The sequence below is a fragment of the Streptomyces sp. NPDC059534 genome, assembly GCF_042743475.1.
Classification (GTDB): domain Bacteria; phylum Actinomycetota; class Actinomycetes; order Streptomycetales; family Streptomycetaceae; genus Streptomyces.
This window is the reverse complement of sequence record NZ_JBHWAQ010000003.1, coordinates 191380-214984: the sequence shown is the minus strand read 5'-3', so window position 1 is coordinate 214984 and position 23605 is coordinate 191380. Positions and strand designations below refer to the sequence as shown.

The following is a 23605-nucleotide window of genomic DNA, read 5'->3' as shown; positions in this document are numbered from 1 at the left end:
GTGGAGGCGGGGTGACTCAGCAGCCGAGGAGACGGCTGCCCAGGTAGCCCTGGATCTGGTCGAGGGAGACGCGCTCCTGCTTCATGGTGTCGCGCTCGCGCACGGTCACCGCGTTGTCGTCGAGGGTGTCGAAGTCGACGGTGACGCAGAACGGGGTGCCGATCTCGTCCTGGCGACGGTAGCGGCGGCCGATGGCGCCGGCGTCGTCGAACTCGATGTTCCAGTTCTGGCGCAGGTCGGCCGCGAGGCCCTTGGCCTTCGGCGAGAGCTGCGGGTTGCGCGACAGCGGCAGGACGGCGACCTTGATCGGCGAGAGGCGCGGGTCGAGGCGCAGGACGGTGCGCTTCTCCATGACGCCCTTGGCGTTGGGGGCCTCGTCCTCGATGTACGCGTCGAGCAGGAAGGCGAGCAGCGTGCGGCCGAGGCCGGCCGCGGGCTCGATGACGTACGGCGTCCAGCGCTCGCCGGCCTCCTGGTCGAAGAACGTCAGGTCGGTGCCGGACGCCTTGGAGTGCGCCTTCAGGTCGTAGTCGGTGCGGTTGGCGACGCCCTCCAGCTCGCCCCACTCGCTGCCGCCGAACGAGAAGCGGTACTCGATGTCGGCGGTGCGCTTCGAGTAGTGGGAGAGCTTCTCCTTCGGGTGCTCGAACCAGCGCATGTTCTCCTCACGGAGACCCAGGCCCGTGTACCAGTTCCAGCGCTGCTCCATCCAGTATTCCTGCCACTGCTCGTCCTCGCCCGGCTTGACGAAGAACTCCATCTCCATCTGCTCGAACTCGCGCGTGCGGAAGATGAAGTTGCCCGGAGTGATCTCGTTCCGGAAGGACTTGCCCATCTGCGCGATGCCGAACGGCGGCTTCTTGCGCGAGGTCTGCTGCACCTGGCCGAAGTTGGTGAAGATGCCCTGGGCGGTCTCGGGACGCAGGTAGGCGACGGAGCCGGAGTCCTGGGTCGGGCCGAGGTGGGTGGCGAGCATGCCCGAGAACTGCTTGGGCTCGGTGAAGGTGCCCTTGTTGCCGCAGTTGGGGCAGTTGAGGTCGGTGAGGCCGTTCTCGGGGAGGCGGCCGTGCTTCTCCTCGTACGCCTCTTCCAGGTGGTCGGCGCGGTAACGCTTGTGGCAGGAGGTGCACTCGGTCAGCGGGTCGGTGAAGGTGGCGACGTGACCGGACGCCTCCCAGACCTCGGGGGCCAGGATGACCGACGAGTCGATGCCGACGACGTCCTCGCGCGAGGTGACCATGTAACGCCACCACTGGCGCTTGATGTTCTCCTTCAGCTCGACACCCAGCGGCCCGTAGTCCCAGGCGGCACGCTGGCCGCCGTAGATCTCGCTGCACGGGTAGACGAAGCCACGGCGCTTGCTCAGGCTGACGATGGTGTCGATCTTGTCGGCGGCCACGGTGCTCTCTTCATTACGACGACGAAGTGCGAATGCCTCAGGTTACCGGCGCCCGCACCCCCCGTATCAAATCGGTTCGGTGGCCGGGGCGCGCGAGGGCCGGGGTGGGCAGGGGCACACGAAGGGCAATTGACAACCGTTTCCAGTTTTGTTGAAAATGAGTGTCATGAACGTACGTCGCCTCATACCCAGCACCGCCCTCGCCGGAGCCGTCACGCTCGGCCTCGTCACCCTGTCCGCCTGCGCCGGCACCTCCGACGCGGCCGACAAGGGCAGCGACGGCAAGCTGGACGTGGTGGCGTCGTTCTACCCCATGCAGTACCTGGCCGAGCAGATAGGCGGCGGCCACGTCGCCGTCGACACCCTGACCAAGCCCGGCGTCGAACCCCACGACCTGGAGCTCAAGCCGAAGCAGATCGGCGCCCTCGGCGAGGCCGACGTCGTCCTCTACCTCAAGGGCGTCCAGCCCGCCGTCGACGAGGCGATCGCCCAGGCCGGCGTCGAGAACACCGTCGACGCCACCACCCTCACCAAGCTCGAGGAGCACGGCACCGAGGTCGGCCACGACCACGGTCACGCCGAGGAGGAGGGCCACGACCACGGCTCCGAGGCCGGCGCCGACCCGCACGTCTGGCTCGACCCCGTGAAGTACGCCGAGGTCGCCAAGGGCGTCGGCAGCGCCCTGGAGAAGGCGGACCCGGCCCACGCCGCCGACTACAGGAAGAACACCGAAGCCCTGGTGAAGAAGCTCGGCGCCCTGGACACCGAGTTCGAGACGGGCCTGAGGAACACCGCGACGAAGACGTTCATCACCACCCACTCCGCCTTCGGCTACCTCGCCGAGCGGTACGGCCTGGAGCAGGAGGGCATCACCGGCATCGACCCCGAGTCCGAGCCGAGCCCCGCCCGCATCAAGGAACTCCAGGACATCGCGAAGAAGGACAAGGTCTCCACCGTCTTCTTCGAGACCCTCGCGAGCGACAAGACCGCGAAGACCCTCGCCGGCGACACCGGTCTGAAGACCGACGTGCTCGACCCGCTGGAGGGAATCACGGACAAGTCCAAGGGCGATGACTACATCGAGGTCATGCAGTCCAACCTCGCCGCGCTGAAGAAGGCCCTCGGCGCCAAGTGACCACAGCACAGCAGGAGGCACTCGTGAGCGACGAGCCCGTCATTTCCGTCCGCGGAGCCACGGCGGCCCTCGGTGCCCGGCCCGTCCTCCGGGGCGTCGACCTCACCGTCCACCGCGGTGAGGTCGTCGCGCTGCTCGGCGCCAACGGCTCCGGCAAGTCCACCGCCGTCCGCGCCGTCATCGGCCAGGTGCCGCTGACCGGCGGCACGATCGAGCTGTTCGGCACGGAACGCCGGCGGTTCCGCGACTGGGCCCGCGTCGGCTACGTACCGCAGCGCACCACGGCCGCGAGCGGCGTCCCCGCCACCATCCGCGAGGTCGTCGCCTCGGGCCGACTGTCCCGCCGGAGGTTCGGCTGGACGACGAAGGCCGACCGGGCCGCCGTCACGCGGGCCATCGACCTCGTCGGTCTCGGCGACCGCGCCGGGGACTCCGTCTCCGCGCTCTCCGGCGGCCAGCACCAGCGCGTCCTGATCGCCCGCGCGCTCGCCTCCCGGCCCGAGCTGCTGATCATGGACGAGCCGATGGCCGGCGTCGACCTCGCCAGCCAGGAGATCCTCGCCGCGACCCTGCGCGAGCAGGTCGCGGGCGGCACTTCCGTCCTCCTCGTCCTGCACGAGCTGGGCCCCCTGGAGCCCCTCATCGACCGCGCGGTCGTCCTGCGCGACGGCTGCGTCGTCCACGACGGCCCGCCGCCCGAGGCCCTCGGCCAGCACGCGCTGCCGGGCCACGACCACGTCCATCCGCACGCGGCCGGCGAGCCGCTCCGTACGGGATTGCTGACCTGACCATGGACTTCCTCGAACCTGCCTTCATGCAGCGGGCGCTCCTCGCGGCCGTCCTCGTCGGCATCACCGCCCCCGCCGTCGGCATCTACCTCGTCCAGCGCCGCCAGGCGCTGATGGGCGACGGCATCGGCCATGTCGCCATGACCGGCGTCGGTCTCGGCTTCCTGCTGAACTCCAGCCCGGTCTGGATGGCGACCCTGGTCGCCGTCGTGGGCTCGGTCGCCATGGAACTGATCAGGGCGTACGGCAAGACCCGCGGCGACCTCGCGCTCGCGCTGCTCTTCTACGGCGGCATGGCCGGCGGCGTCATGCTGACCAGCCTCTCGACGACCGGCTCCAACGCCAACCTCCAGTCGTACCTCTTCGGCTCGCTGTCCACGGTCTCCACCGAGGACGTCACGGCGATCGGCATCCTCGCCGCCTTCGTGGTCCTCGTCACGGTCGGCCTGCGCAAGCAGCTCTTCGCCGTCAGCCAGGACGAGGAGTTCGCCCGGGTCACCGGCCTGCCGGTGCGCGCCCTGAACCTGCTGATCGCGGTCACCGCCGCGGTGACCGTCACGGTCGCCATGCGGGTCGTCGGCCTGCTCCTGGTCAGCGCGCTCATGGTGGTGCCCGTGGCGGCGGCCCAGCAGCTGACGAAGTCCTTCCGCGCGACCTTCGTCCTCGCGGTGGCGACCGGCGTCACGGTCACCCTGGCCGGCACGGTCACCTCCTACTACCAGGACGTGCCGCCCGGCGCGACGATCGTGCTGTACGCGATCGGGATCTTCATCGTCCTGACGCTGCTCGCCACCCCGCTCGCCAAGCGGCGGGCGCGGGCGGCGGAAGCGGCCACGAGGGACTGCGACGCACCCCTTCCGGCCACCCGGCGGCCGGCCGACGACGTGAAGGTCTGATCCCGGTCTGACCTCAGGGGTACGGGGGACTGGCAGAATGGCGGGGGCAGACAAGCATTCAAGGAGGCCCCCGTGGTGACGGCAGGACCCCCCGTACGCGGCCGCTCGACCAAACAGCGCGCCGCCGTCTCGGCGGCGCTGAACGAGGTGGACGAGTTCCGCAGCGCCCAGGAGCTGCACGACATGCTCAAGCACCGCGGCGACTCCGTCGGCCTCACCACCGTCTACCGCACGCTCCAGTCCCTCGCGGACGCGGGCGAGGTCGACGCGCTGCGCACCAGCGACGGCGAGACGGTCTACCGCCGCTGCTCGACCGGCGACCACCACCACCACCTGGTCTGCCGCGTCTGCGGCAAGGCCGTGGAGGTGGAGGGCCCGATGGTGGAGCAGTGGGCCGAGGCGATCGCCTCGGACCACGGCTTCGTGAACGTGGCGCACACGGTCGAGATCTTCGGCACCTGCGCGGAGTGCGCAGGGAAGTGACCTGACATACGAGCGGGCCCGCACCGGAGCGATCCGGTGCGGGCCCGCCCGCGTGCGCCCACCCTGTCCGGGGTGTCCCTCGGTGCCGGCTCAGCCCTTTTCGAGGACGGCCAGGTCGGCCGGGTCGACGCCGCCGAAGCGGCGGTCGCGCCGGGCGTACTCGATGCAGGCGCGCCACAGGTCGCGGCGGTCGAAGTCGGGCCACAGCACGTCCTGGAAGACCATCTCGGCGTACGCGCTCTGCCAGATCAGGTAGTTGGAGGTGCGCTGCTCGCCGCTGGGCCGCAGGAAGAGGTCCACGTCCGGCATGTCCGGGTAGTAGAGGTACTTCTGGACGGTCTTCTCGGTGATCTTCGCCGGGTCGAGCCGGCCCGCCTTCACGTCCTCGGCCAGCGCCTGCGCCGCGTCCGTCAGCTCGGCGCGGCCGCCGTAGTTCATGCAGAAGTACAGCGTGAGCCTGGTGTTGTCCTTGGTCTGCTCCTGGGCGACCTGGAGCTCCTTGGCGACCGACTTCCACAGCTTGGGCATGCGGCCCACCCAGCGGACGCGGATGCCGAGCTCGTCGAGCGTGTCGCGGGTCTTGCGGATGAAGTCGCGGTTGAAGTTCATCAGGAAGCGCACCTCTTCGGGCGAGCGCTTCCAGTTCTCGGTGGAGAAGGCGTACAGCGAGATCGCCCCCACGCCCATCTCGATCGCGCCCTGGAGCACGTCGAGCACCTGCTCGGCGCCGACCTTGTGCCCCTCGGTGCGGGGCAGACCGCGCTCCTTGGCCCAGCGGCCGTTGCCGTCCATGACGATCGCGACGTGCTCGGGGACGAGCTCGGACTGGAGCTTCGGCGGACGGGCACCGGACGGGTGCGGCTCGGGGGTCCTGTACTCCCGGCGCTGGCGCCCGAGCAGTCGTGCGATGGCCATGGCGTGGTCTCTCCTAGCTTTTCTCTACATAACGCAGGGAGCGCAGGCCGCGCTCCAGGTGCCAGTGCAGATAGGCGGACACGAGTCCGCTGCCCTCCCTGACGTGACGCGGCTCGCACGCGTCCGCCGTCGCCCAGTCGCCGGTGAGCAGCGCGCTGAGCAGGCCGATGGCCTCCGCAGAGGGTACGACGCTTCCGGGCACCCGGCAGTCGCCGCAGATCACTCCGCCCGCCGCGACCGAAAAGAACCGGTTCGGGCCGTGTATCCCGCATTTCGCGCAGTCCTCGAAGCTGGGCGCGTAGCCGTTCACGGCGAGGGAGCGGAGGAGGAACGCGTCGAGGATCAGGTGGGGCGCGTGCTCGCCCCGGGCGAGCGTCCGCAGACCGCCGACGAGCAGCAGGTACTGCTGGACGGCGGGCTCGCCCTCGTGGTCGGTGAACCGTTCCGCCGTCTCCAGCATCGCCGTACCGGCGGTGTAGCGGGCGTAGTCGGTGACGATCCCGCTGCCGTACGCGGCGATGGTCTCGCTCTGCGTGCAGAGCGGCAGGCCGCGTCCGATCAGCTCACTCCCCCGGGCGAAGAACTGCACGTCCACGTGCGAGAAGGGTTCGAGTCGCGCCCCGAACTTCGACTTCGTCCGGCGCACCCCGCGCGCGACGGCGCGTACGCGGCCGTGACCGCGCGTGAGGAGCGTGATGATGCGGTCCGCTTCACCCAGCTTCTGGGTGCGCAGCACGATGCCGTCGTCGCGGAACAGACTCATGCGCCCCATTCTCGCGTACGGCGGAGCCGGCCGGGCCCGGCTCGGGAAGACGCCCGAGGCCGGACCTCGCCGGGGAGACGCAGGTCACATCCACCCGTGTCACAGGGGATCGGGCTGCCTCGTCCCAAGGGGTGTAGCCAGCGAGCGACACCCACGAAGGAGCACCCCATGGACGCGCGCCTGAACCTCTTCACCAACCCCACCGTCGGCCGGACCCTCAAGCACCTCATGGCGGCGGGCAAGGCGGTCAAGGAGTCGACGGTGCCGGCCGCGACCCAGGAACTGGTCGCCCTGCGCGTGAGCCAGATCAACGGCTGCGCGGTCTGCATCGACATGCACACCAAGGAAGCGGCCCACGCCGGCGAGACCCCGGTCCGCATCAACCTGGTGGCGGCCTGGCGGGAGGCCACCGTCTACACCGAAGCCGAGCGCGCCGCGCTGGAACTCGCCGAGGAGGGCACCCGGATCGCCGACGCGGCCAGCGGTGTCCCCGACGACGTCTGGGAGCGCGCCGCCCTGCACTACGACGAGGAGCAGCTCGCCGCCCTCGTCCTGCACATCGGGTTCATGAACCTGGCGAACCGCCTGAACGCCATCACCCGCCAGCCGGCGGGCGACTACGTCCCCGGCCGGTTCCACTGACGGACACCCGCCTGGACGATCATGAAGCGTCCGCGTCACACGGACCGCGGAAACGCGGACGCGCGGAAACGGGGAGAGGAAGCCGCCATGAGCAAGGTCGAGGAGTTCGAGGAACTGCGCCCCCTGCTGTTCTCGATCGCCTACCGCATCCTGGGCAGCGTCGGCGAGGCCGAGGACGCCGTCCAGGAGACCTGGATCCGCTTCGACGGCTCCTCGACCCGCCCCGCCTCCACCAAGGCGTTCCTGTCGACCACCGTCACCCGCCTCTCGATCGACGTCCTGCGCTCCGCACGGGTCCGCCGGGAGGAGTACGTCGGCCCCTGGTTCCCCGAACCCCTCCTCAGCGACCCCTACCAGGACCCGGCCCGCTCGGCGGAGCTGGCCGACTCCGTCTCCATGGCGGCCCTGCTGCTCCTCGAACGCCTCAGCCCCCTGGAACGCGCGGTCTTCCTCCTCCGCGAGGTCTTCGCCTTCGACTTCCGGGACATCGCCGAGGCCGTCGACCGCTCCGAGGCGGCCTGCCGCCAGCTGCTCGTACGCGCCCGGCGGCACATGCACGACGGACGCCCCCGCTTCACGGCCGACCGCCGGGACCGCCGGGAACTCGCCACCCGGTTCTTCGACGCGCTGCAGAACGGCGACGTCGGCGGCCTCCGGAGCCTCCTGGCCTCCGACGTCCAGCTCGTCGGCGACGGCGGCGGCAAGGCCCCCAACTTCGCCCGGACCATCGTCGGCGCGGACAACGTGTCCCGGCTCCTCTGCGCCGCCTTCCCCGCCCTGACCCGGATCGACGTCACCTGCGAACCGCACGAGATCAACGGCCAGCCCGGTGCGATCTACCGCGACCGCGACGGCAGGATCCTCCAGACCGTCGTCCTCGACGTGCTCGACGGGCGGATCCAGACCATCCGCGCCGTCCTCAACCCCGACAAGCTCGCCCACCTCGGCCCGGTCGCCGACGCCTGGGCCGTCACCCGCGAGGTCCAGCGGCTCCGCCGCCGGACCGACTGACCACACCCGCGGGCCGGCGCCGACTCCCTCGCGCCGGCCCGCGCCGCCTCACGGCACCTCGCCCCGGCTCCGCGCGTTCACGTGCGCCGTCGCCGCGCTCAGCCGCTCCGACGACGTCGCCTCCCGCACCTCCTCCGGCTCCACGTCCCACTCGCGCCCGCCCCCCAGCGGGCGCACCTGCACATAGGGCCCCTCGTGCCCCATCACCCTCCCGACCCGTCCCGTCCGGATCTCGACGACGTACGACCCGATGGGCAGCGTCATGAACGACTCTCCTCCCTCGGCAGTACGGCGGCGGCGAGGAGCCGGGCCGTTTCCACCGTGCAGCATCCCAATTCCACGAGCGGCCTCGGGGAGTCGGCTGCGAGGGTGACGACGTCGAGCCCCGGCGAGGGGAGCGTGATTCCCGCCCTCGCCGACGCCTCGCGCAATTCCGCCACTGCCTCTCGTGCGGCTCCGACTGCCCCCGTGGTCGCCTTCATGAAGTGTTCCTTCACCAACGTATGCCTTTCTGAATCCATTTCCCGCTTCGCCTCTCCAGGGTGGGGGCAGATCCGTAGAATCTGCAGACGCGCAGGCCGTACAACTGCGGCGTAGGGCTGGGGAGTTAATCCATGGCCAGAAGCAAGCACCAGGACGCCTCGGGATTCTTCCGCGAACTCCTCAAGGAGCGCCGCGAGGCGACGGTGCTCTCCCAGGGCGAACTGGGCAGACGGGTGTTCGTATCCGGCGCGCACATCGGCCTGTTCGAGCAGGGAATTCGAAAGCCCCAGCTGGACGTGGCGGCACGAATCGACGAGGTCCTGCAAACCGGGGGTATTTTCGAACGCACGTGGCGCAAGCTCATCAACAAGTCGCCCTGCGCGTCCCCTTTCCAGCTGCCGCCGAACCGGAGGACACGGCCACGAAGATCTGCGAGTTCGAGTCGACGACCGCCCCCCCTACGATCCGCTCAGGGCCGCCGCTCTGTCGCCGGAAGCGCCCCTGCCCCCGATCGAGTCGGCGGCGGAGGACCACAGACGATGCACGCGTACGACCTGAGCAACGCCCGTTGGCGCAAGAGCTCCCAAGTCGGGCGCACACGCACGGTGGAAAGGGACTTCACCGAACGTCGGGCCGCCCCTACGATCACGCACATGTCGATCACCGCGTCCATACCCGTCCTCCACGCCGGCAAGGACACCGTCGTACGACCCGAGGGCGAGGCGCTGCTCGTGCGCCGCCCGCACGAGCAGACGCACATCCCGCTGAAGGCGATCGGGCGGGTGCGCGTCGAGGGGCGGACCGTCACGATCGAGCTGACCTCCGCGCCCGGCACGGAGAGGACGCATGTCCACCGGGTCTGGGACGTGGTGGACGAGGCCGCCGGCGCCGCCTTCGCGGAGGCCGTGAACGCGGCTCTGCCGGAGCGGGCCGAGGCGGTCGACGGCGCGGACCTCGTCACGGGCGAGCGCCTGTACCAGCCGAGCTACCGGGACTGGCTGCGGAGGGTCAAGCGGGGCTCCCTGATCGCGACGCTGACGGTCGTCGCCCTGTGCGTGCTCGTGAGCGTCGCGGGGTACCCGGCCACCCTCATCGTGATCATTCCGTTCGGCTTCCTCGCGCTGCCGATCCTCGCGCTCGGGGTGTGGCTGGCGTTCGATCCGTACGAGGAGTGGTACCTGCGGAGGCACGGCGTCAGGACCGCTGCCATACGACTCCAGGGCGAAGGCGACCTGTACGCCTACCCGGATCCGGGCGGCGTGGTCCGCACCGTGCGGGCCTCCGTCCGGACGTGGGACATCGAGGCGGCCTACGATCCGCGGGACCCCGGACGCGTCGTGCCCCTGCGGTCGCGGTCCCGGCGGATCCGGAACGTCTCCGTGGTGCTGTCCGTCCTCGTCGTCGGCCTCGCCTTCACCGCGGCGGTCGTCGGGGCGGTCGTCGGGGCCTTCTTCTTCGGCAGTTTCGACACCCTGCAGTGACAGGCACAGGCACGCTTATGGAAGTCATAAGTCCGCCTTATGGGCTCATAGACCGGGCCCGGGTACCACTTCCGGCGGGACATTATTTAGGGTGACCTAAGTGTCGGCGGCTTCGCCGCCATGTCGCTTGCGAAGGGAACCCAGCCATGCCCCGCCCCCTCCGGGTCGCGATCGTCGGCGCCGGCCCCGCCGGAATCTACGCCGCCGATGCGCTGCTGAAGTCCGAGGCCGCCGCCGAGCCGGGTGTGTCCATCGACCTCTTCGAGCGGATGCCCGCCCCCTTCGGCCTCATCCGCTACGGCGTCGCCCCCGACCACCCGCGCATCAAGGGCATCATCACCGCCCTCCACCAGGTCCTCGACAAGCCGCAGGTCCGCCTCTTCGGCAACGTCGACTACGGCACCGACATCCACCTCGACGACCTGCGCGCCTTCTACGACGCCGTGGTCTTCTCGACCGGCGCGATGGCCGACCGCGAGCTCCGCATACCCGGCGTCGAGCTCGACGGCTCCTACGGCGCCGCCGACTTCGCGTCCTGGTACGACGGCCACCCGGACGTGCCGCGCACCTGGCCGCTCGAAGCCGAGAAGGTCGCCGTCCTCGGTGTCGGCAACGTGGCCCTCGACGTGGCCCGCATCCTCGCCAAGACCGCCGAGGAGCTGCTGCCGACCGAGATCCCGCCGAACGTCCACGCGGGCCTCCAGGCCAACAAGGCCGTCGAGATCCACGTCTTCGGCCGCCGCGGCCCGGCCCAGGCCAAGTTCAGCCCTATGGAGCTGCGCGAGCTGGACCACTCCCCCACCATCGAGGTCATCGTCAACCCCGAGGACATCGACTACGACGAGGGCTCGATCGCCGAGCGGCGCAAGAACAAGCAGACCGACATGGTCGCCAAGACCCTGGAGAACTGGGCGATCCGCGACGCCGGCGACCGCCCGCACAAGCTCTTCCTGCACTTCTTCGAGTCGCCCGTCGAGATCCTCGGCGAGGACGGCAAGGTCGTCGGCCTGCGCACCGAGCGCACCGAGCTGGACGGCACCGGAAACGTCAAGGGCACCGGCACCACCACCGACTGGGACGTCACGGCCGTCTACCGCGCCGTCGGCTACCTCTCCGACGAGCTGCCCAAGCTCCCCTGGGACACCGCCAGCGGCACCGTGCCCGACGAGGGCGGCCGGGTGATCGAGGAGACCGGCGCGCACATGGCCTCCACGTACTGCACCGGCTGGATCCGCCGCGGTCCCGTCGGCCTCATCGGCCACACCAAGGGCGACGCCAACGAGACCGTGGCGAACCTCCTGGACGACTTCGCGAACGGCCGTCTGCTGACCCCCGACACCCCGGAGGCGGACGCGGTCGTGTCCTTCCTGGAGGAGAAGGGCCTCACGTACACCACGTGGGAGGGCTGGTACGCCCTGGACGCGGCCGAGAAGGCCCTCGGCGAGCCGCAGGGCCGCGAGCGCGTCAAGCTCGTCGAGCGCGAGGACATGCTGCGCGCGAGCGGCGTCGACCTCGGCTGACGCCGGAGTCCGGCCCCCGGGCCCCCGCCGGCCACGTGCCGGCGGGGGCCCGTGCCGTTGCGGCCCCGGAGTTCCCGCCGGCCGTCGCACCGACCGGAAGCGACTGTGTCGTGGATCACGGTTGAGGTTGACCTTGGGGCAGGGTGGAGGCTCGTCACAACGGCACGGCGCCGACCGGGCGCCACCGATGTGAAGGAGCGACATGTCCACCTACCTTTCCGGCCAGGGGCAGGAACGTCCGGAGCTGCAGAAGGCGATCGAGGAGCTGGTCGAGTCCGGTTTCACCGGGGTCCAGCTCCGGGTGAACGACGAGCGGGGAGAGTGGGTCGGCAGCGCCGGTGCGCGCGAGCTGGGCCAGAGCGGCAAGGCACTGACGGACGGGCACTTCCGCATCGGCAGCAGCACCAAGAGCTTCGTCGCCACCACGGTGCTCCTGCTGGTCGCCGAGGGCAGGATCGGCCTGGACGCCCCGGTCGACGACCACCTGCCCGAGTTCGGTCTCGATCGGCGGATCACCCTGCGGATGCTGCTCCGGCACACCAGCGGGATCTTCAACCACACCGGCGAGCTCTACGAGGACGGGACGATCGTGCCGGGGGTCCCCTGGCGGGGCAAGGAGTGGGTGGACAACCGGTTCACGTCCTACTCGCCCGAAGAGCTGGTACGGCTGTCGCTGTCCAAGCCGGCGCGGTTCGCCCCGGGTACCGGCTGGAGCTACGCGAACACCAACTATGTGCTGGCCCGACTGGTGGTCGAGAAGGTCACCGGCCACTCGTTCGCCGAGGAGTTGCGGCGGCTGGTCCTGGGACCGCTGGGGATGACCGGCACCGTGGCGCCGGGCGCCTCGCCGGAGATCCCCGAGCCGCACAACCACGGCTACTACCGCTACGAGGACGCCGGGCAGGAGCGGACGGTCGATGTCACCCGCCAGAACCCGTCCTGGGTCGGAGCCGGTGGCGACATGATCTCGACCACGCAGGACCTGCACACGTACTTCTCCGCGCTGATGGGCGGCAGGCTCCTGCCGGCCGGGCTGCTGGCCGAGATGCGCACGCCGGAGGCGACCGTCGGCTACGGCCTGGGGGTGTTCGCGCAGGAGACGGAGGGCGGCACCCTCTTCCACCACAACGGCGCCGTCATGGGCTCGGCGGCACTGATGTACGGCACTCGGGACGGCGGCACGACCCTGACCGCCGGACTGACCTGGGTGGACGACGCCGACCTGTCGATAGCGCCGGCGTTCCAGACCGCCCAACAGCGTTTCGTCGACGAGGTGTTCTGCGGCAAGCTGGGCCGATGAGCAACGGAGTCACGATCGGGCGGGCGGCGGCGTTCGTCGGCGTCACGGTGAAGACCGTGCGGCACTACCACAAGCTCGGCCTGGTCGCGGAGCCGGAACGGGACAGCTCCGGCTACCGGCGGTACGCATCCGGCGAGCTGCTGCAGCTGGTGCAGGTACGGACGCTGGCCGCCGCGGGCGTGCCGCTGGCCGAGATCGGGCCCATGCTCGACGCCGACGCCGAGCGGTTCGGCGCCGCGCTCGCCGACGTCGAGCGGCAGCTCGCCGAACGCATCGACGAGCTGGTCGCCCGGCGCGACACGCTGCACCGGCTCGTCGACGGCGACCGGGCCCTGCTGCCCGACCGTGCCTGTGCGGTCCTGGACCGGCTGTCCGGTCTCGGCTTCGGCCCCGACTACGTGGCCGCGCAACGCGAGGCCCTGGTACTGGCCCGGGCGCTGGTACCGGAGGGCTTCGACGGCTTCCTGACCCAGCTCGAACACGGGCTGGACGACCCCGAGTACATCGACCTGACCAAGCGCGGCTGGGAGGCCGAGACCTGGGAACCGGACGACCCGAGGATCGAGGAACTCGCGACCGCCATGGCCGACCGCTACCTCGCCAACCCCGCGCTGCTGGGGGATCGCGCCAGCCTGCGGGCATGGGCCAAGGCGTCGGCCCAGTACAAGCTGATCAACAACCACCGCGAGGACCAGGCGCCGGTCGCGGCCCGGCTGACCGCGCTCACCGAGACCAGACTCCGCTCCGCGGGCGTACCCCTGCCGCACCGATGACGGAACCCTCCCGCCACCGGAGCCCCGCCTGACCGGAAGGCAGGCCCTAGGACGTGTCCGGAAAGTCATGGGAGCCAGAGTTGGAGGCAGGCGAGGGTGACCATGGCTTGGTAGTGCCGGGCTCGCTTGTCGTATCGGGTGGCCAGGGCTCGTTTCTGCTTGAGCCGGCTGAAGCAGCGTTCGACGACGTTGCGGCGCCGGTAGGCCGCCTTGTCGAGGCGGCAGCGGGCCTCACCGCGGCGGATGCGGCCGTTGACCTGGTCAATCCGTTCGGGGATGGTGCAGGCGATACCGCGGCGTCGCAGGTAGACGCGGATCTTGCGGGCCGAGTAGCCCTTGTCCGCGACGACACGGTCGGGCCGGGTCCGGGTCCGGGGCCTGCCCGGCCCCGGCCTGGCGATCCTGATCCGGTCCATGACCGCCTCGAACTGGGTGCAGTCATTGACGTTCCCGCCGGTCAGCGTGAACGCGAGGGGACGGCCCTGGCCGTCGCGGGCGAGGTGGATCTTACTGGTCAGCTCGCCGCGCGACCGGCCGAGCGCCTCACCCGGCCAGGGCCCCCTTTTCGGGCCCGGCCGCGTGCTGATGCGCCCGGACCGTCTGACGATCAGACCCCTCACCGGCAGGCGACGCACCCCCTCCCGCCCGCTCCAACACGGGCGGCGCGCCCAACATGCCAGGGCACCGGGAGCACCGTACGGTCACAAAGACGCCCCGATACGGGTGGGGGTGTCCCCCAGGACGGGCTCTGCGCAACGGATGGCGCGGGGCCATCCTCATGAAGCCCGGGCACACAAAAGGCCGGCACCCTTGCCACCGATGCGGGTGGTACGGCGTGCCGGCCGAGCCGAAATCCTCCGAGAAGGAATCCAGTTAGAGCAAAGCCCCCTAACAGCTGTCCCGAATAGGGACGTGAGCTGGAGGTTTGCCTGCCGGTACGGTCCACGCGTGGTTCTTGGCCCGGCAGCGGGGCTGGCGTCATCAGGTGTGGGAGACCGAAACGTACAGGCGCCGGTGCTGGTCGATGTGGACGGCCATGCCCGCAGGCCGTGGGTCACGTGGTTCACCCTGGGTGCTGCGGGACCTCGGGTCCACGAACGGCACGACGGTCAACGGGCGCCGGGTCACGGGGATTGCGCGACGAACGCGATCACGGGGGTGGCGGTCACGCCGGGGCATCCGTCACGGGAGTCGGTACCGGCGGGCTTGCTGGGAGACGGTTCGGCCCGGCGGGCTCGTCGTGGTCCTCGCGCACAGCGGGTTCGACGGTACGCGGAGCAGCGGCGAGCGCTGCTGGTGGGACCCGGGCATCGTCCTGTGCGAGGACTACGACGGCCTCGCACGTGGCAAACATCACCGCGACAGCATCTCGTGGTCCGATGGCCTGTGACGGAGCGTGAGTTCCATCGGCTGCCCGGGGCGGGAGTCGGCCACGACGGGTGCGGGGTGAAAGCGTGGACCGCTCACACCCCGCCGCGGAATCGTCAGTAGACCAGGCCCCATGCCTGGGCGGTGTTGAACTCCGGGTTGCAGGTCCACAGGGTCAGCCAGGTTCCGTTGGCCGAGGAGTTGCCCTTGTTCGTGATGCACTTGCCCCCGAACTTGGTCCAGGTCCGTTCGGAGTTGCCGATGAACACCTGCGGGCTGGTGTCGCTCCAGTCGCAGGTCCACAGGGTCAGGACCGTGCCGTTGGTGGCGGAGGCGTTGCCGCGCGGGGTCAGGCACTTGCCGCTGACGTCGTGCACGATGTGCTGGTTGAGCCAGTGCCAGTTCTGCAGGTTGCTGCCCGTGCAGGACCAGACGGTGATGACTGCCCCGTTGGCGGTGCTGTTGCCCTCGGGTGTGGCGCAGCTGCCCAGGTTGTAGAGCCGGTTGCCGGCGGCGTTGGCCGTGCCGGTCGACAGGACACTGACGCCGAGCGCGGTGAGCAGTGCGATGAGTAGGGCTGACGCCTTGCGTATCATCTCGGTCTTCCTCGAAGGTTGCCGGCCCCGCGGTCGGGGGTGGCGGTGATGTGATGGTTGCCGGCCGGAAGGGCGGGGTCACCTGTCCGCGCCGCGCGGCCATGAGCGCAGATCATGAGGATCGACGCGGCATGGCAGCGTTCGTCGCCCGGGCGGGTGTCCGGCAACAGTGAATCTAGGGCTGGACGGAACGTCAGGGTGTGCGGGGCACGCAGCTTTTCTGTGCAACGGGTGCAGCTCGGCAGAGGCCCGCGTCGTTTCCCGTGGGGGATGTCCGGAGTGCGGGGGCCCAGTGTGCGGGCGTCGTCGGGCTTGCCGGCGCGGTGTCCCTGGACGGCGTCCAGGGCCGGGTCCAGCAGGAACTCGGGCCGGCTGGTCTGGGGCCGACCGGGGCTTGGTCGGTCGGATGAATGCCTATCTGTGCGTTCCTCACTGCTCCTGTCTGACGATCCCGCGGACTTTCACGCCTCACCGATCCCGCCAGGGGCCGCGTCCTCGTTCTCGGCGCCGGTTACGCCGGGGCCTACGTGGCCGGGACCCTGGCGCGGCGGTTGGCGCCGTCGCATGTCGAGATCATTGTGGTGAACGCCGAGCCGGAGTTCGTGCAGCGGTTGCCGCTGCACCAGCTCGCGGCCGGTCAGGAGATCGAGGCCCCGCCGCTCGCCGACGTCTTCGCGGGAATCGGTCCCTCCGTGGGAGCTATGACAACCACGCTTCCCTGAAGCTCCGCAGGAAGGTGACGACGCTCCTTCTCGTGGAAGATCAGTGCCCCACCGTCCTGGGGGACGATCGAGGCTCCGAGGGCTGCCGCCAGCCGGGTGAGAACGCCGAGCATCGCGCCACGGGCAAAGTGCGTCGCCGTCACACACAGCATCCCGCTTTCGCCGTGGGACTCGTGATACAGGTCCGCCTCGCCCCCGTCCTCCGCGCGGAGCTGGGAGAAGCCCTCCTCCAGATCGCCCGCCACCACGTACGGCTCCGTCACATGCCGAAACCGTTCGGCGTCCAACACGACAACCTCGCCGTCTACGAACCGGAGCAGGAAGATGCTGTAACTCACGGGCACACTCTGACATCGTCATGATCCGCCGGACAGGTCCTAGGGGGTGTCCGGAAAGTCATGGGAGCCAGAGTTGGAGGCAGGCGAGGGTGACCATGGCTTGGTAGTGCCGGGCTCGTTTGTCGTAGCGGGTGGCAAGAGCCCGGTTCTGCTTGAGCCGGCTGAAGCAGCGTTCGACGACGTTGCGGCGCCGGTAGGCCGCCTTGTCGAGGCGGCAGCGGGCCTCACCGCGGCGGATGCGGCCGTTGACCTGGTCAATCCGTTCGGGGATGGTGCAGGCGATACCGCGTCGTCGCAGGTAGGCGCGGATCTTGCGGGCCGGGTAGCCCTTGTCCGCGACGACACGGTCGGGCCGGGTCCGGGGCCTGCCCGGCCCCGGCCTGGCGATCCTGATCCGGTCCATGACCGCCTCGAACTGGGTTCAGTCGTTCACGTTCCCGCCGGTCAGCGTGAACGCGAGGGGACGGCCCTGGCCGTCGCAGGCCAGGTGGATCTTACTGGTCAGCCCGCCGCGTGACCGGCCGAGCGCTTCACCCTCCCAGGGCCCCCCTTTTCGGGCCCCGGCCGCGTGCTGATGCGCCCGGACCGTCGTCGAGTCCACGCAGACGATCGACCAGTCGACCGTTCCGGCGGCGTCGGAGTGCTGCTGGACGTGGGCCAGCAGCCGGTCCCAGGTGCCGTCGGCAGACCAGTGACGAAAGCGTTCGTAGACCGTCTTCCACGGCCCGTAACGCTCGGGCAGGTCACGCCACGCGGCACCGGTGGACAGCTTCCGCAAGATCCCGTTCACGACCTGGCGCCGGTCCCGCACATGCCTGCCCATCCGGCCCGGCGCCAGCAACGGAGCGATCAACGCCCACGACTCATCCGTCAGTTCATGTCGACGCACCACGAACGGAGCAACGACCGACTTTACGGACACGGCCTAGGGCTTCGGAGCCGTTTCGCCCGTCGGGGCCACCAGGCCCGACTCGTAGGCGACGATGACCAGTTGGGCCCGGTCCCGGGCCCCCAGCTTGCCCATGGTCCGGCTGACGTGGGTCTTCGCCGTGAGGGGCGAGAGCCCCAGCGCCTCCGCGATCTCCGTGTTGTTCAGGCCCCGGGCCACCAGCGCCAGGACCTGGCGCTCGCGGTCCGACAGCCCTTCCGGCCCTCCCGTCACCGGCGTCCGCGGCGCCGCCAGCACCCGGGCTATCAGCCGCGAGGTCGGGCCCGGGGAGAGCAGGGACTCCCCCGCCGCCACGGTGCGGATCGCGGCGAGCAGTTCGGCCGGGCGGATGTCCTTGACGACGAAGCCCGACGCACCCGCCCGCAGCGCCTCCACGACGTGCTCGTCCGTGTCGTACGTCGTGAGGACCAGCACCTTCACCCCGGCCAGGTCCTCGTCGGCGGCGATCAGCCGCGTCGCCCCGATCCCGTCCAGTTCGGGCATCCGGACGTCCATGACCACCAGGTCCGCCCGGGCGGAACGGGCCAGCTCCACCGCCTCCTTGCCGTTGGCCGCCTGGCCCACGACCTGCATGTCCGGCGCCGAGTCGACGAGCATCGCGAACGACGCCCGGACGAGCGTCTGGTCGTCCGCCAGCAGAACCCGGATCACACCGCCACCTCCCTCCCCGCGAGCGGCAGCGCCGCCGCGACCTCGAAGCCCCCGCCGTCGCGCGGGCCCGCGCTCAGTGTGCCGCCCACGCTCCTGGCCCGCTCCCGCATCCCGAGGATCCCGTACCCGGAGCCGGCCGTACCGCCCGGGGCGGTGCCGTCGTCGGTGACCCGTACCGTCAGCACCCCCTCCGCCAGGCCGACGTCGACCTGTACCACCGCGTCCGGACCCCCGTGCCGGACGGCATTGGTCAGCGACTCCTGCACGATCCGGTACGCCGCCGCCCCGACGGCCGCCGGGACCTTCGCCTCCCCTGTCCGCACCGTCAGGTCCGCGCCCGAGGACCGTACGAGATCGGGCAGCGAGGCCAGGTCGGGCAGCGGGCCGTCGGGCGCGGCCCGCAGCACGTCCAGGGTCCTGCGGACGTCCGTACGGGCCTCCCGGCAGGTCTCGGATATCCCGTCGAGCGCCCGGACGAGCGCCTCCCGGTCGAGCCGGTCGGGGTCGGCGACCAGGACGTGCGCGGCGACCGAAGTCTGCACACCGATGAGGGTGATCGAATGCGCGAGGAGGTCGTGCAGGTCCCTGGCGATCCGCAGCCGCTCCTCCGCGACCTTCCGCTCCGCCTCGCGCTCCGCCCGCTCCACCACGCCCGCCACCAGCTGCCGGTAGAGCCGTATGCTCGCGCCGAACACGAGCATGGCGATCACCCAGCCGGAGACCCGCAGCAGCTCCACCACCTCGTGCGGGTTGACGACGAGCTGCGTGGTGAGCGTGACGGACGTGACGGCGAGCCCCACGAGCACCGTCCGCTTCACACGGCCGGTGGACGCGACCGTGTACAGCGCGGTCATCGAGGCCGGTATCGGCGCCAGATGCATGAAGTCCAGCGCGTGGTACGGGGCGACGCAGGCCACCACGGCGCACAGCACCGGCATCGGCGCCTTGCGCCGCCAGGCCAGCGGGACGTGCGCGGCGAGCAGCAGCGCCCAGCCGACGGCGTCCGGCCGCCGGCCGTCGTCGACGGTCAGCGCGAGCACGACCGCGACCACCGCGAAGCCCGCGGCGAGTGTCGCGTCGCGCCGCACCGGGTGCGGCGACGCCTGCGGGTCACGGGTCAAAGCCGCTGCGAAGTCCATGAGTTCATCCTCCCCGCGGGCGGGGGCTCCTGACAGTCCGGGAAGCCCCCCACCCGCCCCCGATCAGACCCGTACGGGCTCCCGCTCGGCCCCCGAGCCCGCCGTTGACGCGGGCTTCCGGGCCAGCGGTCCCGGCCACCACACCTTCCGGCCGAGCAGGACGCTCGCGCTGGTGACGAGGTAGGTGCGGACCAGGAAGGTGTCGAGCAGGACGCCGACCGCGATCACGAAGCCCAGCTCCGCCAGCTGCACCATCGGCATGTTGACGAGGACCGCGAAGGTCGCGGCCAGCACGAGCCCCGCCGAGGCGATCACCCCGCCCGTCGTGCGCAGGGCGGTCAGGGCCGCGGCGCCCGGCTCCGTCCCGTTCAGGCACTCCTCCCGCATCCGGTGCATCAGGAAGATGCCGTAGTCCACGCCGAGGGCGACGAGGAAGACGAAGGAGAGCAGGGCCAGGCCGGGGTCGGTGCCCTCGAAGCCGAAGAGGGACTCGAAGAGGAGGCCGCCGATGCCCAGGGCGGCACCCCAGACGGCGACGACGGCGGCGACCAGGATGAGCGGTGCCACGAGGCTGCGCAGCAGCACGATCAGGACGATCGTGACGACGACGAGGACGAGCGGGACGACGATGTCCCGGTCGCGGGCGTTGGTGTCGGTCATGTCGAGCTGTTCGGCGCTGGGCCCGCCGACGTACACACCGTCGCCGAGCGCGGACCGCAGCTCCCTGATGGTCGCGGTCTCGGCCGCGGACTGCGGCGGGTGCGCGGCGACGACGGAGATCTCCGTCCAGCCGTCGGCGCTGCGGCCGCGCTCGGCCGTCGCGACTCCCTCGGTCGCCCGGGCGGTCTCGAGCGCGCCGGAGGCGCCGGCCATCGGGGCGACGAGGGTGATCGGCTGGGTCCCCGTCTCCGGATACGCGACGGCCAACGTCTTCATCGCGGCGACCGCTTCCGGAGTGGAGCTGAAGGAGTCCTCCTGCTTGAGGGCCCCGGGCAGGTTCAGCACCCCGAGGGCGAGGGCGCCCAGGGCCGCGGCGCCCACGAGGAGGACGGTGAGGGGACGCCGGCCGGCCGAGGAGCCCATGGCGGCGAACAGGGAACGGCGCGCGGCCTTCGGCTCGCTTCCGTACGCCGGGATCAGCGGCCAGAACACCCGTCGGCCGAGGACCACGAGCAGGGCGGGCAGCAGCGTCATCATCGCGACCAGGGCGCACAGCACGCCGACGGCGGCCGTGGGCCCCATGCCCCGGCTGCTGTTCATGTCGGCGGCGAGCAGGCAGAGCATGCCGAGGGCGACGGTCCCGGAGGAGGCGAGGACGGCCGGGCCGCAGCCGCGCAGGGCGGCGGTCATGGCGTCGTACGGGCGCGGGATCCGGCGCAGTTCCTCGCGGTAGCGCGAGACGAGGAGCAGCGCGTAGTCGGTGCCCGCGCCGAAGACGAGGATCGTCATCACGCCCGTGCTCTGGCCGGAGACGCTGATGTCGAAGCCCTGGTGGAGGGCGTAGGTGACGGCCATCGAGAGGTAGTCGGCGACTCCGGCGACGACCAGCGGGACGAGCCAGAGGAAGGGGCTGCGGTAGATGACGATCAGGAGGATCGCCACGACGGCGACGGTCGTGTAGAGCAGTGGGCCGTCGAGGGAGTTGTAGACCTCGCTCGCGTCGGTGGCGAGGGCGCCGGGGCCGCCGACCTCGCCGCTCACGGTCTCGCGGATGTCGTGGACGAAGGCGTCCCTGGCCGTCTCGTCCGTACCGGGCTCGGTACTGGACACGGCGTACAGGAGGGTGCTGCCGTCCTCGGAGGGGACGGGCCGCGGGGTCGAGGTGAGCGGGTGCTCGGCGGCGACCCGTTCCACCTCCCGGGCGGCGGTGGCCTTGTCGGCGGCGGTCAGCCCGCCCTCGCGGTGGTAGACGAGCACGAGGTCGGTGGAATCCCCGCCGGGCAGCCGCTCGGTGATCTTCGCGACCTGGGTCGAGTCGGCGCTCGCCGGCAGATAGTCGACCGCGCGGTCGCGCTGTACGTCGCCGAGCTTTCCGGCGAGGGGTGCGGCGAGGGCGATCACGATCACCCACAGGGCCAGCACCCCCCAGCCGACGATCCTCTGACGGCCCTCCATCACGGGCCTCCCTCCATCGGTCCTCTTCGGGTCGATCCCAGACTCCCGCCGCCCGACGGGGGATTCGTCGCGCTGAAGGCCGAGCCGGGGGCTACTGCCGGAGAGGGTGCGCGGCCGTGACTACTCCCCCGGGAGTACGGAGGAGTACGACGGCACACGAGGGGCCCGGGGGCGCGCGCGCTCATATTCTGGAAGGACCGGGAAGGGAAGTGAACGGCGATGGCCGTCCCCATCGAGATCGAGCAGGCCCCCGCCGTCGAGCGGGCGCGGTCCGCGGCGGCCCGGGAGTCCTGGGCCGAGGCGTACGCGCTGCTGCGCGAGGCCGACCGGCATCCCACGCGTGCCCTGACCGCCGACGACCTCGACATCCTCTCCGACGCGGCCTGGTGGTCCGGGCACGTCGACGAGTCCGTCGCCGCCCGGCTGCGGACCCACGCCGCGTATGTCGCGGCGCATGACCACCGGGGCGCCGGGCTGGCCGCGTGGTGGCTCCACTACGAGTACGCGAGCCTCGGCCGCCCCGCGGCGGCCTCCGGCTGGCTCCACCGGGCCCGGCACCACCTGGCCGACCTTCCCCCCTGCCCCGAGCAGTGCTTCCTCGCCTGGACGGACGCCGAGGAGGCCGAACAGCACGGCGACCGTGCCGCGGCCCTCGCCGCCGCCCGCCGGATGACCCGCCTCGCGCTCCGCTCCGGCAGCCCCGACCTCCTGGCCCTCAGCCGCCAGGCCGAGTCCTCCGTCCTCTTCGCCCAGGGCCGCCGCACCGAGGCCCTCGCCCTCCTCGACGACGCCATGTGCGCGGTCTCCGCGGGCGAGCTCACCGGCATGTTCACGGGCTGGCTCTACTGCCTCGCCCTCACCCAGTGCATGGAGGCCGCCGACTTCGGCCGCGCCGTGGAGTGGACGAACGCGGCCATGGAGTGGTGCGCACCGCCCTGGTCCGGCCGCCCCCGGACGGCCCCGGAGGCGCCGGCGGCGGCCCCGGACGCCGGAGCGACCGCCGGAACGGGCGCCGTCCCCGGCCCGGACCGTACGGAGACGGGCCCTGGCCCCGACGCCGGCCCGGCCTTCCCGGCCGGCGTCCCCGCCCCCACCGCCCCGCCCATGACCGTCCCGTCCGGCGAGAACCCCTTCCGGGGCGTCTGCCGGGCCCACCGGGTCGAGGTGCTCGACCTGCTCGGGGCGTGGGGGCTCGCGGAGGAGGAGGCGCGGCTGGCATGCCGGGAGGTGCCGGTGGACTGCCTGGAGTCGGCCGCGGCCGCGTACTACGCCGCCGGGGACGTGCAGCGGCGGCAGGGGCGGCTCGACGCGGCGGCGGAGTCGTACGCCCACGCGCACGAACTGGGCCGGATCCCGCAGCCGGGGCTCGCGCTGCTGCGCCTCGCGCAGGGCCGGGCCGACGCCGCGGTCGCGGGCGTCGAGCTGGCGCTCGCCTGCCAGAGCGACCCGCGCCACGACCTCCTGGGCCGGGCCCGGCTGCTCGCCGCCCGCACCGAGGTGGCCCTCGCCGTCCGCGACGTGCCCGGGGCCACGGCGGCCGCGGCGGACCTGGCCGCGCTGGCCGGGGACGTACCGCTGCTCCGGGCGATGGCCGACACGGCGTACGGCGCGGCCGCCCTGGCCTCCCGCCGGGCGGCACTGCCGGCGCTGCGCCGGGCGCTCGCCGGGTGGCTGGAGCTGCGGGTGCCGTACGAGGCGGCGCAGGTGCGGATGCTGCTCGCGGCGGCCTGCCGGGCGGCGGGCGACGAGGAGGCGGCCCGGCTGGAGCTGGCCGCCGCGGGTTCCGTGTTCGAGCGGCTCGGGGCCGTCCCGGACGCCCGGCGCGCGGCGGCGCTGCTCTCCGGCGGGAAGCGGCGGCGGCTGCCGGGCGGTCTGACCGCGCGCGAGGCGGAGGTGCTGCGGCTGGTCGCCGGCGGCGGGACGAACCGGGACATCGCCCATGCCCTGGTGATCAGCGAGCACACCGTCGCCCGGCACCTGAACAACATCTTCGCGAAACTCGGCGTCGGCTCCCGCGCCGCCGCCACGGCATACGCGTACGCGCACGACCTGGTCTGACCCGGGCCGCCCCCGCCATGGGCCGTACGGCCCATCCGGTGCCCGCGCCGGCCATGGGCGGTTCGGGCGATGCGGCCCCG

At 71.4% G+C, this 23605-nt stretch carries 20 protein-coding genes and 5 pseudogenes; 14 read left to right on the top strand and 11 right to left on the bottom strand.

Features of this window, described 5'->3' with window-relative positions; all coding sequences use genetic code 11:
* Positions 1 to 16: 16 nt before the first annotated feature.
* On the bottom strand, positions 17 to 1399 hold the full coding sequence (locus ACFVZH_RS05215; RefSeq protein WP_384893387.1) for a glycine--tRNA ligase: 1383 nt from the start codon (positions 1397 to 1399) through the stop codon (positions 17 to 19).
* A 166-nt stretch (positions 1400 to 1565) separates the two neighbouring features.
* Here ACFVZH_RS05215 and ACFVZH_RS05210 point away from each other — a divergent pair, with 166 nt between their 5' ends.
* From ACFVZH_RS05210 to ACFVZH_RS05195, 4 genes are all read left to right on the top strand, one after another.
* Positions 1566 to 2534, top strand: coding sequence for a metal ABC transporter substrate-binding protein (locus ACFVZH_RS05210; protein WP_384893384.1), 969 nt, complete (start codon positions 1566 to 1568; stop codon positions 2532 to 2534).
* 23 nt (positions 2535 to 2557) lie between these two features.
* The gene (locus ACFVZH_RS05205; RefSeq protein ID WP_384893381.1) at positions 2558 to 3322 is read left to right on the top strand and encodes a metal ABC transporter ATP-binding protein; all 765 of its coding nucleotides are present in this window, start codon (positions 2558 to 2560) and stop codon (positions 3320 to 3322) included.
* A gap of 2 nt (positions 3323 to 3324) precedes the next feature.
* Positions 3325 to 4218 carry a metal ABC transporter permease gene (locus tag ACFVZH_RS05200; protein ID WP_384893378.1) on the top strand — a complete coding sequence of 298 codons (894 nt, stop codon included), beginning with the start codon at positions 3325 to 3327 and terminating at the stop codon, positions 4216 to 4218.
* A 72-nt stretch (positions 4219 to 4290) separates the two neighbouring features.
* Positions 4291 to 4701, top strand: a complete 411-nt coding sequence (locus tag ACFVZH_RS05195) for a Fur family transcriptional regulator (protein WP_384893375.1) — start codon at positions 4291 to 4293, stop codon at positions 4699 to 4701.
* Positions 4702 to 4791: 90 nt separating this feature from the next.
* Here the strand turns inward: ACFVZH_RS05195 and ACFVZH_RS05190 are convergent, their stop codons facing one another.
* On the bottom strand, positions 4792 to 5616 hold the full coding sequence (locus ACFVZH_RS05190; RefSeq protein ID WP_384893372.1) for an isoprenyl transferase: 825 nt from the start codon (positions 5614 to 5616) through the stop codon (positions 4792 to 4794).
* A gap of 13 nt (positions 5617 to 5629) precedes the next feature.
* On the bottom strand, positions 5630 to 6379 hold the full coding sequence (gene recO / locus ACFVZH_RS05185; RefSeq protein ID WP_384893369.1) for a DNA repair protein RecO: 750 nt from the start codon (positions 6377 to 6379) through the stop codon (positions 5630 to 5632).
* 168 nt (positions 6380 to 6547) lie between these two features.
* Between recO and ACFVZH_RS05180 the strand changes: the two genes are divergently transcribed.
* Together ACFVZH_RS05180 and ACFVZH_RS05175 are read left to right on the top strand one after the other, a co-directional pair.
* The gene (locus ACFVZH_RS05180) at positions 6548 to 7021 is read left to right on the top strand and encodes a carboxymuconolactone decarboxylase family protein (RefSeq protein WP_384893366.1); all 474 of its coding nucleotides are present in this window, start codon (positions 6548 to 6550) and stop codon (positions 7019 to 7021) included.
* 87 nt (positions 7022 to 7108) lie between these two features.
* Entirely contained in the window at positions 7109 to 8032 is a 924-nt protein-coding gene (locus tag ACFVZH_RS05175) for an RNA polymerase sigma-70 factor (RefSeq protein WP_384893363.1), read from the top strand.
* Between the two features lie 48 nt (positions 8033 to 8080).
* On the opposite strand, the gene ACFVZH_RS05170 is transcribed toward ACFVZH_RS05175, so the two are convergent.
* Complete coding sequence (locus tag ACFVZH_RS05170; RefSeq protein WP_384893360.1) at positions 8081 to 8296, bottom strand: hypothetical protein; 216 nt, start codon at positions 8294 to 8296, stop codon at positions 8081 to 8083.
* Positions 8297 to 8646: 350 nt separating this feature from the next.
* Here ACFVZH_RS05170 and ACFVZH_RS05165 point away from each other — a divergent pair.
* The 5 genes and pseudogenes from ACFVZH_RS05165 to ACFVZH_RS05145 form a co-directional block, all read left to right on the top strand.
* A pseudogene (locus ACFVZH_RS05165) lies at positions 8647 to 8790 on the top strand (transcriptional regulator); the annotation flags it as partial.
* A 378-nt stretch (positions 8791 to 9168) separates the two neighbouring features.
* Positions 9169 to 9996, top strand: coding sequence for a hypothetical protein (locus tag ACFVZH_RS05160; RefSeq protein WP_384893669.1), 828 nt, complete (start codon positions 9169 to 9171; stop codon positions 9994 to 9996).
* A gap of 146 nt (positions 9997 to 10142) precedes the next feature.
* Positions 10143 to 11516 (top strand): FAD-dependent oxidoreductase, encoded by a 1374-nt coding sequence (locus tag ACFVZH_RS05155; RefSeq protein WP_384893357.1) that lies wholly within the window; start codon positions 10143 to 10145, stop codon positions 11514 to 11516.
* A gap of 202 nt (positions 11517 to 11718) precedes the next feature.
* The gene (locus tag ACFVZH_RS05150) at positions 11719 to 12816 is read left to right on the top strand and encodes a serine hydrolase domain-containing protein (protein WP_384893354.1); all 1098 of its coding nucleotides are present in this window, start codon (positions 11719 to 11721) and stop codon (positions 12814 to 12816) included.
* Positions 12813 to 13589 (top strand): MerR family transcriptional regulator, encoded by a 777-nt coding sequence (locus ACFVZH_RS05145; RefSeq protein WP_384893351.1) that lies wholly within the window; start codon positions 12813 to 12815, stop codon positions 13587 to 13589. Before ACFVZH_RS05150 ends, ACFVZH_RS05145 begins: the two co-directional genes overlap by 4 nt.
* A gap of 65 nt (positions 13590 to 13654) precedes the next feature.
* Here the strand turns inward: ACFVZH_RS05145 and ACFVZH_RS05140 are convergent.
* Positions 13655 to 14198, bottom strand: a pseudogene (locus ACFVZH_RS05140) (IS5 family transposase); the annotation flags it as partial.
* Positions 14199 to 14646: 448 nt separating this feature from the next.
* On the opposite strand from ACFVZH_RS05140, the pseudogene ACFVZH_RS05135 reads away from it, so the two are divergent.
* A pseudogene (locus ACFVZH_RS05135) lies at positions 14647 to 14727 on the top strand (FHA domain-containing protein); the annotation flags it as partial.
* A gap of 346 nt (positions 14728 to 15073) precedes the next feature.
* Here the strand turns inward: ACFVZH_RS05135 and ACFVZH_RS05130 are convergent.
* Entirely contained in the window at positions 15074 to 15553 is a 480-nt protein-coding gene (locus ACFVZH_RS05130; RefSeq protein WP_367826989.1) for an RICIN domain-containing protein, read from the bottom strand.
* Between the two features lie 527 nt (positions 15554 to 16080).
* Between ACFVZH_RS05130 and ACFVZH_RS05125 the strand changes: the two are divergent.
* A pseudogene (locus ACFVZH_RS05125) lies at positions 16081 to 16239 on the top strand (oxidoreductase); the annotation flags it as partial.
* On the opposite strand, the gene ACFVZH_RS05120 reads toward ACFVZH_RS05125, so the two are convergent.
* The 5 genes and pseudogenes from ACFVZH_RS05120 to ACFVZH_RS05100 form a co-directional block, all read right to left on the bottom strand.
* Positions 16191 to 16613, bottom strand: a complete 423-nt coding sequence (locus ACFVZH_RS05120; RefSeq protein WP_384893347.1) for a hypothetical protein — start codon at positions 16611 to 16613, stop codon at positions 16191 to 16193. The pseudogene ACFVZH_RS05125 and the gene ACFVZH_RS05120 overlap by 49 nt on opposite strands.
* Positions 16614 to 16671: 58 nt before the next feature.
* Positions 16672 to 17502: pseudogene (locus ACFVZH_RS05115) on the bottom strand (IS5 family transposase).
* Positions 17503 to 17538: 36 nt separating this feature from the next.
* The gene (locus ACFVZH_RS05110; RefSeq protein WP_384893344.1) at positions 17539 to 18213 is read right to left on the bottom strand and encodes a response regulator; all 675 of its coding nucleotides are present in this window, start codon (positions 18211 to 18213) and stop codon (positions 17539 to 17541) included.
* Positions 18210 to 19352 (bottom strand): sensor histidine kinase, encoded by a 1143-nt coding sequence (locus tag ACFVZH_RS05105; protein ID WP_384893341.1) that lies wholly within the window; start codon positions 19350 to 19352, stop codon positions 18210 to 18212. Before ACFVZH_RS05105 ends, ACFVZH_RS05110 begins: the two co-directional genes overlap by 4 nt.
* A 63-nt stretch (positions 19353 to 19415) precedes the next feature.
* Positions 19416 to 21467: an MMPL family transporter gene (locus ACFVZH_RS05100; RefSeq protein WP_384893338.1), complete on the bottom strand. Its 2052-nt coding sequence runs from the start codon at positions 21465 to 21467 to the stop codon at positions 19416 to 19418.
* 219 nt (positions 21468 to 21686) lie between these two features.
* On the opposite strand from ACFVZH_RS05100, the gene ACFVZH_RS05095 reads away from it, so the two are divergent.
* A complete protein-coding gene (locus ACFVZH_RS05095; protein WP_384893335.1) occupies positions 21687 to 23525 on the top strand; it encodes a LuxR C-terminal-related transcriptional regulator in 1839 nt (612 codons plus the stop codon).
* Positions 23526 to 23605 lie beyond the last annotated feature (80 nt).